This window comes from Marixanthomonas spongiae (assembly GCF_003095375.1).
Taxonomy (GTDB): Bacteria; Bacteroidota; Bacteroidia; order Flavobacteriales; family Flavobacteriaceae; genus Marixanthomonas; species Marixanthomonas spongiae.
In genome coordinates this window covers 66,310-77,971 of sequence record NZ_QEHR01000007.1, presented here as the reverse complement: position 1 = coordinate 77,971, position 11,662 = coordinate 66,310, and the positions used below count along the sequence as shown (strand labels likewise).

Sequence of the window (11,662 nt, the reverse complement as noted above, 5' to 3'; positions counted from 1 at the left end):
ACGATAGTTTTATTAACGTTTAAAATATGAATAGGTCTATCGCAAATCTACAATTTTTTTTTGTTCGTAAAACTATAATCTAAAAAAATCATCACTTGCCGCAAAACCATTATGTTTGCAGATACACTATGGACGCATCACGATTTTATTCGCTTTTAAAGCACGATTTCCCCCATCAAACAACGGCCAACCAGGATATGGCCCTGCAGTTATTGGCAAAATTTTCGGTCGCAACCAACGATAATGAGGTTTTTTTGCTGAAAGGGTATGCCGGAACAGGGAAAACGACCATTGTAGGTACCTTGGTAAAAAACCTTATAAAGCTGAAAAAATCGTCTGTGTTATTGGCACCAACTGGGCGGGCGGCAAAAGTGATTAGTAACTATTCGCAAAAAGAAGCGTTTACCATCCATAAAAAAATATACTTCCCAAAGTCTGAAAAAGGCGGGAGCGTCTCCTTTAGGTTAAAGCCCAATAAAAGCCGAAATGTTATTTTTATAGTCGATGAGGCGTCTATGATCCCAGACATCAACCAAGATTCTAAGTTATTTGAAAACGGGTCGCTTTTGGACGATTTAATGCAATACGTGTACAGTGGCCATAACTGCAAATTGTTGCTTATAGGCGATACGGCACAGTTGCCACCGGTAAAATTGAACTTGAGCCCCGCTTTGGACAAACACACCCTGCAAAACCAATACAATAAAGAAGTAATAGAACTGGAACTTACCGAAGTAGTGCGCCAACAGCACGACAGCGGAATTTTAATGAATGCCACATTGCTTCGCCAACGGTTGGATGATGGTTTTTTTGAAGATTTTAAATTTTCTGAAACTCCGTATCCAGAGGTCATCCGGCCATTGGACGGGCAAGAGTTGATGGATGCCATTAGCGACAGTTACAGTTCGCTTGGCAACGAAGATACCGTAATCATAGTTCGTTCAAACAAACGGGCGAATTTGTACAATCAAAACATCAGGAACCGTATCCTTTTTCAGGAGTCTGAACTGGCGGCAGGCGATTACTTAATGGTCGTCAAGAACAATTACCACTGGGTAAAACCCCAAAGTGAAGCAGGGTTTATAGCCAATGGCGATATTATTGAAGTATTGGAAATTTTCAGCATTAAAGAGCTCTACGGCTTTCGATTTGCTGAAGTGCTCGTCAATATGGTGGATTACCCAAAAATGAAACCTTTGGAAACTGTTTTGTTGTTAGATACGCTCACTTCCGAAACCCCGTCGCTTTCGTACGACGATTCCAATAAGCTGTACCATGAAGTAATGAAGGATTATACCGAAGTAAAATCGAAGTACAAAAAGTTTTTAGCCGTTAAAAACAATAAATACTTCAATGCCCTACAGGTTAAGTTCTCTTATGCCATTACTTGCCATAAATCGCAAGGCGGACAGTGGAACACCGTCTTTGTAGAACAACCCTACCTGCCCGACGGCATCACCAAAGAATATTTACGGTGGCTCTACACGGCCATTACCCGGGCCACAGAAAAATTGTACCTTATAGGGTTTAAGGATGAATTTTTTGTAGATTAGTGGGGTGAAATGCTGGACGCTGGATGATAAATGCTGGATGAGGCAAGTTCATGGAGGGCTTGAAGACAGAAGATGGGAGAAATTTTCCAAAACTTCCTGCAAGGTTTTTCTTACGACGAAACTATGGATACATTCGAAATTATTTTAAGTATATTTTTAGGCGTTGGTCTTGCGGCTGCCGTGGGGTTTCGGGTGTTTTTGCCTTTGCTCATTTTAAGTTTGGCAGGATATTACGAGGTGATTGCATTAAACGAAAGCTGGCAATGGATCGGTAGTCTAACAGCTGTTATTACGCTGGCTGTAGCTACCTTAATCGAGATTTTCGGTTATTATATTCCATGGCTGGACAATGTGCTCGATACCATCGCCTTGCCGTTGGCCACTCTGGCCGGAACCGCCGTGATGGTAGCTACGATTTCCAACTTAGACCCAACAATCACTTGGGCTTTGGCAATCATTGCCGGTGGCGGTACCGCTGCAGCAGTAAAAGGGAACACGGCAACGGCACGGTTAACTTCCAGTACCGCCACGGCAGGCTTTGCAAACCCCGTGCTTACCACGATAGAAACCGGCTTGGCAACACTCATGGCTATATTGTCCATTTTTGTTCCCATTGTGGCTTTTGCGTTGGTGGTATTTTTGTTCCTCCTAATTTTAAGGTTTTACAAAAAGCTTCGGAAAAAACGCTTGTCCAAAACTTAAACTTCTTATTTTTGAATTCATTTTAAAAACCATTGCTTTGAAAATAATCGCTATGATCCCCGCGCGTTACGGTGCTTCCCGCTTTCCAGGGAAATTAATGCAAGACCTTGGAGGCAAATCGGTAATTGTTCGCACCTACCAAGCTGCAAAAAATACCGGTCTTTTCGATGAAGTCTATGTAGTGACCGATAGTGATATCATTCGTGAAGAAATAGAAAACAATGGTGGCAAAGCCATTATGAGTAAAAAAACACACGAAAGTGGGAGCGACCGCATTGCCGAAGCTGTTGAAAATATGGACGTAGATATTGTGGTCAACGTGCAAGGCGATGAACCTTTTACCAGCAAAAAAGGCCTGCAACAGGTGTTGGATGTGTTTAACGGAAAGGACGCTCATACTATAGATTTGGCTTCCTTGATGACCGAAATAGACGACTGGAAAGAAATTAGCGACCCCAATTGCGTAAAAGTGATTACCGATGAAGATAGCTTCGCACTGTATTTTTCGCGTTCACCCATCCCGTATCCTAGGGACAAAAACGCCGATGTTAAATACTATAAACACAAGGGAATATATGCTTTTAGAAAAGAAGCATTGATGGATTTTTACCGCTTGCCCATGCGTTCTTTGGAAGCGGTAGAGAAAATCGAGTGTATTCGTTATTTGGAATACGGAAAAAGAATAAAAATGGCGGTAACCACTGCACAGGGCGTCGAAATAGATACTCCTGAAGATTTAGTTGAAGCGAACAGATTATTGAAAAAAGAAGACAAAAAGTCGGTCAACAACAAGTTTCGAAACTTTCCAATGGTGCCTAAAGTTGTTTTCGGTGCCGGGTGTTTTAACCAATTACCAGAAATATTGGCACCGCAACGCCAAAAAAATGCTCCGTTTATCTTTTTGGTCGATGATGTATTTAAAAACAACAACGATCTCATCAATAGGATAAAACTGCGTTTTAATGATAAATTGATTTTCATTTCAGCGGATAAAGAACCTGAAACAGAGCAAATTGACCAATTGGTTAAAGAAATTACTTCAGAATTCAAAAAAAAACCTTCCGGGATCATCGGGATAGGGGGTGGTACGTTGTTGGACATTGCCAAGGCCGTGTCCATAATGTTGACCAATGACGGAAGCGCTGCCGATTATCAAGGTTGGGACTTGGTTAAAAAGAAAGCAGTCTATCACATTGGCATTCCTACCATTTCAGGAACTGGCGCCGAAGTTTCCCGAACCACCGTTTTACTGGGACCTGTCAGGAAATTGGGCATCAACAGCGATTTTACGCCCTTTGACCAAGTGGTATTAGACCCAGACTTAACAAAAGGCGTTCCTAAAAACCAATGGTTTTATACGGGAATGGATTGTTTTATCCATTGCGTGGAATCGTTGAACGGTACATTTTTAAATGCCTTTAGCCAAAGCTATGGTGAAAAGGCTTACGATCTATGTAAAGAAATTTTCTTGGAACAATCCACAACAGAAGCCGAAGCCCGCGCCAAATTGATGATGGCTTCTTGGCACGGCGGGATGAGCATCGCCTACTCGCAAGTTGGTGTTGCCCACGCCATGAGCTACGGACTCTCATACGTCTTGGGCACTAAGCACGGTATTGGCAATTGTATTGTTTTTAATCAATTGGAAGAATTTTACAAAGACGATGTTGTGGTCTTCAAAAAAATGGTAAAAAAGCATGACATCGAAATCCCAAAAGGGGTTTGTGCCAACCTAACCGACAATCAACTGGACAAAATGATTGAAGTGGCTTTAAGTTTGGTCCCTTTATGGGAAAATGCGCTGGGTGATGACTGGCAAACCCTCATGACCCCAGAAAAACTGAAAGCATTATACTTAAAAATGTAACCTCTTACAAACCCGTTAAACTATGGGCTTAACCCGTTTTATTTTCTGTAACCTTATGGGTTGGCACATCAAAGGAAGTTTTGACCAAAATATTAAAAAAGCCGTGGTCATCGTGGTGCCGCACACCAGTTGGCACGACTTCTATGTAGGAGCGTTTGCGCGGCGCATTTTAAAAACACAAATTAATTTTATTGGTAAAAAAGAATTGTTCAAACCTCCTTTTGGCTGGTATTTTAAATGGATGGGCGGTGTACCGCTAGACCGTACCCCAGGGCAGAAAAAAGTGGCGACCATTGCCAAAATTTTTGAAGATAAAGAAGAATTTAGGCTCGCTTTATCACCCGAAGGCACCCGTAAAAAAGTAGAAAACTGGAAAACAGGGTTTTATTATATTGCAAAATCGGCCAATGTGCCCATCATTCCCGTAGGGTTCGATTATAAAACGAAAACCGTGACCGTTGGCAATGCTTATTATCCCAAAGGAACTATAGAAGAGGACTTAAAACAGTTAAAACTTCAGTTTATTAACGTAGTGGGCAAGCGGGTTGAACGCACGTAACCATTTGAACTGCATTTAAATTTGAAGATGGGGATTTGTTGTTAGAGTTCCATTATGCTTCCGAAGAAGTTTCTTCCATGGTGTGATACACGTTCTGCACATCGTCATCTTCCTCGATTTTTTCCAGTAACTTTTCCACATCGGCGGCATCTTCTTTGGATAGGGTTTTGGTGACTTGCGGGATACGCTCAAAACCGGAAGATAAAATTTCAATATCGTTGGCCTCCAGATAAGACTGTATGGCACCAAAACTTTCAAACGGGGCATAAACCATTACGCCATCGTCGTCTTCAAAAATTTCGTCCACGCCATGGTCTATCAATTCCAGTTCCAGTTCTTCCAAGTCGAGGTTTTCGCCGTTGATTCGGAAATTACAAGTATGGTCAAACATAAACACCACCGATCCCGAAGTACCCAAGCTGCCATCGCATTTATTAAAATAAGAGCGTATATTGGCCACGGTACGGGTATTGTTGTCGGTCGCGGTTTCAATTAGAATGGCAATACCATGCGGGGCATAGCCTTCAAAAAGCACTTCTTTATAATCGCCTTGGCTTTTGTCGCTTGCCCGTTTAATGGCGCGCTCAATATTGTCCTTGGGCATGTTTACGGCCTTGGCATTCTGTATCACGGCCCGCAGCCTGGAGTTGGCATCTGGGTCGGGACCACCTTCTTTAACGGCCATTACAATGTCTTTCCCTATGCGGGTAAATGCTTTGGACATTGCTGCCCAACGTTTCATTTTTCGTGCTTTTCTAAACTCGAAGGCTCTTCCCATATTGGTTCAATTTAGGCTGTAAAAATAGAAATTTGATTGATTTGGAGAACTTTTTTTTCAAAAAAATAATCCCTCATTCACGGATTAGAGCACCGAATCAAACAATGGCCGTATTTCTTTGCTGGAAGGCCTAGGCGCGTCTGCTGAAACGATATTGCCTTCTTTGTCGATTAAAATAAACCGCGGGATGCCCAATATGGCATAATCGGTAACAAATTTCGATTTCCAATCGTTATCGGCAAAAAGCTGAATGCCGCCCAGATTTTTGTCATCTACCATGTCGTTCCATTTTTCGTGATCTTTTTGTTGGTCTATGGAAATACTTACAAATTCGATGTTTTTTCCGTGGTAATCTTTTTCAAGTTCTTTTAAATAAGGGATCTCACGAATGCAAGGCCCGCACCAGGTTGCCCAAACGTCTATATACACATTTTTTCCTTTTAAATCGGCCAGGCTGGTGGTGCCACCTTTGTGATTTTCATAATCAAAACCTGGAGAAGGATTGCCTTTGGTGAGCACTTTAATGGTGTTATACCGCTCTGTTATTTTTTCAAGGTTTTCAGGATTGGGATCGCTGTTTTTATAGATGGCGTAAGCTTTTTCCAGACCCGCATCGGGCTTTAAATTATATTTTAAGAAATTAGACATTAATTGGTTTTTGGCATAACTATCGGGTAAATTTTCATCTACGGTCTGCAAAAATGCAACCGTATAATTGGCATCGTTTTCTTTTCGTGTTTGTTCGGCCAACCTGTTAAAGTGGGTTTCAAGTAGGTTTTGATAAGTGCTTGAGCTCCTGAAAGCGGTCGTATCACTATAATTTATATCATTTAACGGGGAGTAAAACCCTTCAGAAACTTTAAAATCTGAATTCCCGGTAAAATAACCGTGGTACTGTTCGTACATTTCCAAATTGGTGGCGTAATCGTATTTCAGGTCATTTTTCTCGGCCTTAATAAAATCTTTGTTTTTAATGCCACTGGCTTCAAGTAGACTGTCTTCCCTTTTTTTATGGTTTTTCAAGTTTTTTATGAATTCTTCTTCCGAAGTACTGAAAAATTCGCGCACGTCAAAAGCATCTTCGTTCATTAAAAACTTTTTTGCCAGGTAATTGTTTTCTTTTGAAAGGTCGCCTGAATACGTGATCGACTCGTCAAATTGTTTAGCATCTAACGAAATGTTAACATCTTTGCCCTGCTGAAGGTAAAGGGAAGTGCGTTCGCGCCCCACATATAAATCAAAAATACCGTCTTTATCGATGGAAAGGGTATCGCTAAAGGTGCCGTTTTCAGACAAGGCGATGGCGGATTTAAAGTCGTTTGAAATTATTCTAAGGCTGTCTTGCTGGGTGTTTTTAATGGTTCCGCTTAAAACGGTGGTAGTGTCCACTTCTTTTTCAGAACAAGAGAACAAAGCACATAAAATAGCTACTATTAAAATATTTTTCATGGTAAAGTGTTGTTTTTTTTATCAAATAGGACGTAAATATAGTGTAATTTAAAATAGGTACATGGAAACCTAAAAGAAATTGTACTTTTGCGCAAGACAACCTACCTATAAATTATGCAAGAAACTCATTACATAAGCAGCGAATTGTTGGATTTGCCAACCATTCAAACTATAATAAACACCGATAAAAAACTGGACCTTTCAGACGAGGCCTTGTTGAATATCAAAAAATCAAAAGAATACCTCACTTCAAAAATAGCCAATAACAACACACCCATTTATGGCATAAACACGGGGTTTGGTTCGTTGTGCAATGTGGAAATATCACCCGAAAACCTTTCTAAGTTACAAGAAAATTTAGTGATGTCCCACGCTTGTGGCACTGGTGATTATGTGCCAAAGCCCATTGTTAAATTAATGCTTTTATTAAAAATACAATCATTAAGCTATGGATATAGCGGAGTGCAGCTACAAACTGTCGAGCGGCTTATTCATTTTTATAATGAAGATATCCTGCCCGTAATTTACACTCAAGGCAGCTTAGGGGCATCGGGCGACCTAGCTCCGTTGGCACACTTGGCGTTGCCGCTATTGGGCAAAGGGGAAGTCTTTTATGAAGGAAAGCGCATGGCTTCGGAAAAAGCCCTGAAATCATTGAACCTTGAGCCTATCACCTTAGAAGCCAAAGAAGGATTGGCTTTGTTAAACGGCACACAGTTTATGAGTGCATACGGGGTTCACCTCTTGCTGAAATGTTATAAGCTATCCTATTTAGCCGACATGATAGGTTCGCTCTCGGTCGATGCGTTCGATTGCAATATGAGCCCGTTCGATCCTTTGGTGCATTTGGTACGGCCCCACGGCGGACAAATAAAAACTGCCGAACGGATTCGGGAATTTTTGGAAGATAGCGAATTAGGCAAAAGCGAAAAGAAAAATGTGCAAGATCCCTATTCGTTTAGGTGTATTCCCCAGGTTCACGGGGCGACCAAAGACACCTTGAAGTTTGTGCACCGGACTTTCAAAACCGAAATAAACTCGGTAACCGACAACCCAAACATTTTTATTAAAGACGATAAAATAATTTCTGGTGGAAACTTCCACGGGCAGCCTTTGGCCTTGGCATTGGACTATCTGGGCATTGCTTTTGCCGAACTGGGCAACATTAGCGAACGTCGCACCTACCAATTAGTCTCTGGTTTGCGCGGCCTTCCCGATTTTTTGGTGAACAACCCTGGGTTGAACAGCGGTTTTATGATTCCACAGTACACAGCCGCCAGCATTGTTAGCCAAAACAAGCAATTGGCAGTCCCTGCTTCTGTTGATTCTATTGTGTCCTCCAACGGACAAGAAGATCATGTGAGTATGGGCGCCAATGCTGCGACAAAAACATTGCGGATAATCGACAATGTAGAGACCGTACTCGCTATTGAGTTGCTCAATGCCTCCCAGGCTATGGCCTTTAGAAGGCCAAAGAAAACATCGCCCTTGTTGGAGTCTTTGTTGGGATCGTTTCGGAAGGCGGCTCCCTTTGTTGAAGAAGATAGGGTACTGGCAAACGATATTCACGCTTCCGTAGCATTTTTACAAAGTTTTACTGTTGATAAGGAACTTTTGTTCAGTTAACCGTGGATTTTTCCACTATTGCATTAACCCATTGAATTGCTTTTTTCATGCTGTTGAAATGCCTAAAAGGTTTTTTGAGGAACAACTTTTCAATTTTGGTTACAGATATTCTTAAATTTTCTGAAGAGACCACGGCAAAAGCGACCAGGTTTTCAATTTTTGATGTTTCAAAATACACCCTGGGATCTACAGAATAGGAATTGACACGTTTTGTAATATAGCCAAAATTGCGTTGAGCGTAGTACTTAGTGGAAATTGTTAACAAATAGTCATTGTATTCTGGAGATACCGTAATCCCTTCATCCATAACAAAAACCACGTAGTTTTCGTATATAGACGCCGTACCAAAAGGGTACGTGATTTCTGTTATTAATTTATTATTATTCAATACAGAAATAAAGATACAAAAAAACCTGTATTCGCTATTTAGGCAAATACAGGTTTAAAAGTATAAATGTCGAACCTATGATTCCGTTGGCTTCTTTTGTTTTTTGATCTTGATGGTCAACGTTTCTTTTTTGTCATCAAAATCCATGGTAATCTTATCTCCTTCCTGAAGGTTTGAGTTGATGATCTCTTCGGCCAATGCATCTTCAATATATTTTTGAATGGCTCGTTTTAATGGCCTAGCACCGTATTCTTTGTCAAAACCTTTGTCTGCAATATAATCTTTTGCTTTGTCGGTTAGGGTTAGATGGTAACCTAAATCTGAAATACGGAGGAAAAGCTTTTTCAGTTCAATATCGATGATTTTGTGGATATCGTCCCTGTCCAAGCTATTGAATACCATCACATCGTCCACCCGGTTCAAAAATTCTGGGGCAAAGGCTTTTTTAAGCGCATTTTGAATGATGCTCTTGGCATTGGCCTCGGCCTGGCTTTCTTTTGCTGCAGTACCAAAACCAACCCCTTGACCAAAATCTTTCAATTTACGGGCTCCAATATTGGAAGTCATAATGATAATGGTATTCCTGAAATCAATCTTGCGTCCCAAACTATCAGTTAAATAACCATCGTCCAACACTTGCAATAACATATTGAACACGTCGGGATGTGCTTTTTCAATTTCATCCAATAAAACCACAGCGTAAGGTTTACGGCGTATCTTTTCGGTTAATTGTCCACCTTCCTCATAACCTACATATCCTGGAGGTGCCCCAATTAGACGTGATACGGCGAATTTTTCCATATACTCACTCATATCAATCCTTACCAAGGCATTCTCTGAATCGAACAGCTCGCTGGCCAGTACTTTGGCCAATTGGGTTTTACCAACCCCGGTTTGTCCCAAGAAAATAAAGGAACCAATGGGTTTATTGGGGTCTTTAAGCCCAGCCCGGTTACGCTGTATGGCCTTAACCACTTTTCCCACGGCGTCATCTTGGCCTATCACCCTGCCTTTTATACGGTCGGGGAGGGCTGCGAGTTTATTGCTTTCGGTCTGGGCAATACGGTTTACGGGTATGCCGGTCATCATAGAGACCACTTCGGCTACGTTTTCTTCATCCACCGTTTCTTTGTGGAGCTTCGATTCGTTTTCCCAGATTTCCTGTTCGGTCGCTAATTCTTTTTCAAGGTTTTTCTCGTCATCGCGCAGTTTTGCGGCCTCTTCATATTTCTGCTTCTTGACCACTGAATTTTTAAGCTCCCGGACTTCTTCCAGTTTCGCTTCAATTTTCAGTATTTTTTCGGGTACGTTAATATTGGTAATGTGTACGCGCGAACCTGCTTCGTCCATAGCATCTATTGCCTTGTCCGGTAAAAAACGCTCGGTCATATACCTGTTAGTCAACTTTACACAGGCTTTAAGTGCGTCATCGGTATAATTCACATTGTGATGGGCTTCATATTTGTCTTTGATATTCTCTAATATTTCCAAAGTTTCGTCTATGCTCGTTGGCTCGACGATAACTTTCTGGAAACGCCGCTCCAAAGCTCCGTCTTTTTCAATGTGTTGTCGGTACTCGTCTAAAGTTGTAGCTCCAATACATTGTATTTCGCCCCGGGCCAAGGCTGGTTTGAACATATTGGAAGCATCTAAGGAGCCGGTTGCGCCCCCTGCACCAACTATGGTGTGTATTTCGTCAATGAAAAGAATGATGTCATCGTTCTTTTCCAGTTCGTTCATGACGGCTTTCATGCGTTCTTCAAACTGACCGCGGTATTTCGTGCCGGCCACTAAACTAGCTAGATCGAGTGTTACAACCCGCTTGTCGTATAAAATACGGGAAACTTTGCGCTGTATAATGCGCAGGGCCAACCCTTCGGCAATGGCACTTTTACCCACCCCAGGTTCACCAATTAATAGCGGGTTATTTTTTTTGCGCCTACTCAGTATTTGCGAAACGCGCTGTATTTCGTTTTCACGGCCTACTACAGGGTCTAGTTTATCGTCTTCGGCCATGGCCGTTAAATCCCTTCCGAAATTATCCAGTACCGGAGTCTTGGATTTCTTATTGCCTTTACCACTACCTGTAAAAAGATTTTCCTTACCACCACCAGAAGATGAAGTGTCATCATCACTGGGGAAGGACTCGGCGCTGGGGCTGTCTATAAAATCTTCGTCGTTTGCCATCATAACTTTAAATTGATCTTTAACACCGTCATAATCCACTTTCATCTTTAACAGCAATTTTGTTGTGGGATCGTTTTCATTACGAAGGATGCACAACAACAAGTGCGCTGTGTTAATGGAAGCACTTTGAAAAAGCTTAGCTTCCAAAAAAGTGGTTTTTAAAGCGCGTTCTGCCTGACGGGTTAAATGCAGGTTTTTTTTATCGTTGGTGTTGCTTTCGGTATTTGGGTTTGCGGGGCTGAGTATTTCCACTTTTCTTCTTAAGTGGTTCAAGTCTATATCCAGTGCGCTCAAAATAGAAACAGCTTTACCATTGCCATCGCGCAACAGACCCAACATTAAATGCTCGGTCCCTATAAAATCGTGGCCTAACCGCAATGCTTCTTCTTTACTGTAAGCAATTACATCTTTTACCCTTGGTGAAAAATTATCGTCCATAAATTAAATTCCTTATACTTCTCTTACTTCTAAAAATACTAAATTACCCTTAGTACGACAAATATTATACCTTATTTAAGAGTATGAAAGTAAAAGGACAAAAAAAGATGTTAAT

At 41.5% G+C, this 11,662-nt stretch carries 9 protein-coding genes; 5 read left to right on the top strand and 4 right to left on the bottom strand.

Translation table 11 applies throughout. The features are described 5' to 3' along the window. The first annotated feature begins 128 nt into the window (after window positions 1–128). The 4 genes from DDV96_RS11495 to DDV96_RS11480 all read left to right on the top strand — a co-directional run bounded on the left by DDV96_RS11495 (window position 129) and on the right by DDV96_RS11480 (window position 4,681). Window positions 129–1,553 carry an ATP-dependent DNA helicase gene (locus tag DDV96_RS11495; RefSeq protein ID WP_116694914.1) on the top strand — a complete coding sequence of 475 codons (1,425 nt, stop codon included), beginning with the start codon at window positions 129–131 and terminating at the stop codon, window positions 1,551–1,553. 123 nt (window positions 1,554–1,676) lie between these two features. Further along, complete coding sequence (locus tag DDV96_RS11490; RefSeq protein ID WP_116695096.1) at window positions 1,677–2,255, top strand: DUF4126 domain-containing protein; 579 nt, start codon at window positions 1,677–1,679, stop codon at window positions 2,253–2,255. A gap of 52 nt (window positions 2,256–2,307) precedes the next feature. Further along, window positions 2,308–4,122 (top strand): 3-deoxy-manno-octulosonate cytidylyltransferase, encoded by a 1,815-nt coding sequence (gene kdsB / locus DDV96_RS16210; protein ID WP_206074027.1) that lies wholly within the window; start codon window positions 2,308–2,310, stop codon window positions 4,120–4,122. A 22-nt stretch (window positions 4,123–4,144) separates the two neighbouring features. Continuing rightward, a complete protein-coding gene (locus DDV96_RS11480) occupies window positions 4,145–4,681 on the top strand; it encodes a 1-acyl-sn-glycerol-3-phosphate acyltransferase (RefSeq protein ID WP_116694912.1) in 537 nt (178 codons plus the stop codon). A 52-nt stretch (window positions 4,682–4,733) separates the two neighbouring features. Here the strand turns inward: DDV96_RS11480 and DDV96_RS11475 are convergent, their stop codons facing one another. Together DDV96_RS11475 and DDV96_RS11470 are read right to left on the bottom strand one after the other, a co-directional pair. Further along, a complete protein-coding gene (locus DDV96_RS11475; protein ID WP_116694911.1) occupies window positions 4,734–5,459 on the bottom strand; it encodes a YebC/PmpR family DNA-binding transcriptional regulator in 726 nt (241 codons plus the stop codon). An 84-nt stretch (window positions 5,460–5,543) separates the two neighbouring features. Beyond that, window positions 5,544–6,908, bottom strand: a complete 1,365-nt coding sequence (locus DDV96_RS11470; RefSeq protein WP_116694910.1) for a TlpA family protein disulfide reductase — start codon at window positions 6,906–6,908, stop codon at window positions 5,544–5,546. Between the two features lie 114 nt (window positions 6,909–7,022). Between DDV96_RS11470 and hutH the strand changes: the two genes are divergently transcribed. Next, window positions 7,023–8,534 (top strand): histidine ammonia-lyase, encoded by a 1,512-nt coding sequence (gene hutH, locus DDV96_RS11465; protein ID WP_116694909.1) that lies wholly within the window; start codon window positions 7,023–7,025, stop codon window positions 8,532–8,534. On the opposite strand, the gene DDV96_RS11460 is transcribed toward hutH, so the two are convergent. Both DDV96_RS11460 and DDV96_RS11455 read right to left on the bottom strand, forming a co-directional pair. Then, the gene (locus tag DDV96_RS11460; RefSeq protein WP_240607714.1) at window positions 8,527–8,841 is read right to left on the bottom strand and encodes a hypothetical protein; all 315 of its coding nucleotides are present in this window, start codon (window positions 8,839–8,841) and stop codon (window positions 8,527–8,529) included. The genes hutH and DDV96_RS11460 overlap by 8 nt on opposite strands. 156 nt (window positions 8,842–8,997) lie before the next feature. Further along, window positions 8,998–11,547 carry an ATP-dependent Clp protease ATP-binding subunit gene (locus DDV96_RS11455; RefSeq protein WP_116694908.1) on the bottom strand — a complete coding sequence of 850 codons (2,550 nt, stop codon included), beginning with the start codon at window positions 11,545–11,547 and terminating at the stop codon, window positions 8,998–9,000. Window positions 11,548–11,662: the final 115 nt, after the last annotated feature.

What these genes read in the sequence shown, in the direction of transcription:
- DDV96_RS11480 (WP_116694912.1), top strand. Translation starts at nt 4,145, where the DNA reads ATGGGCTTAACCCGTTTTATTTTCTGTAACCTTATGGGTTGGCACATC.
- DDV96_RS11460 (WP_240607714.1), bottom strand. Translation starts at nt 8,841, where the DNA reads ATGGATGAAGGGATTACGGTATCTCCAGAATACAATGACTATTTGTTA.
- DDV96_RS11490 (WP_116695096.1), top strand. Translation starts at nt 1,677, where the DNA reads ATGGATACATTCGAAATTATTTTAAGTATATTTTTAGGCGTTGGTCTT.
- DDV96_RS11495 (WP_116694914.1), top strand. Translation starts at nt 129, where the DNA reads ATGGACGCATCACGATTTTATTCGCTTTTAAAGCACGATTTCCCCCAT.
- DDV96_RS11475 (WP_116694911.1), bottom strand. Translation starts at nt 5,459, where the DNA reads ATGGGAAGAGCCTTCGAGTTTAGAAAAGCACGAAAAATGAAACGTTGG.
- hutH (WP_116694909.1), top strand. Translation starts at nt 7,023, where the DNA reads ATGCAAGAAACTCATTACATAAGCAGCGAATTGTTGGATTTGCCAACC.
- DDV96_RS11470 (WP_116694910.1), bottom strand. Translation starts at nt 6,908, where the DNA reads ATGAAAAATATTTTAATAGTAGCTATTTTATGTGCTTTGTTCTCTTGT.
- kdsB (WP_206074027.1), top strand. Translation starts at nt 2,308, where the DNA reads ATGATCCCCGCGCGTTACGGTGCTTCCCGCTTTCCAGGGAAATTAATG.
- DDV96_RS11455 (WP_116694908.1), bottom strand. Translation starts at nt 11,547, where the DNA reads ATGGACGATAATTTTTCACCAAGGGTAAAAGATGTAATTGCTTACAGT.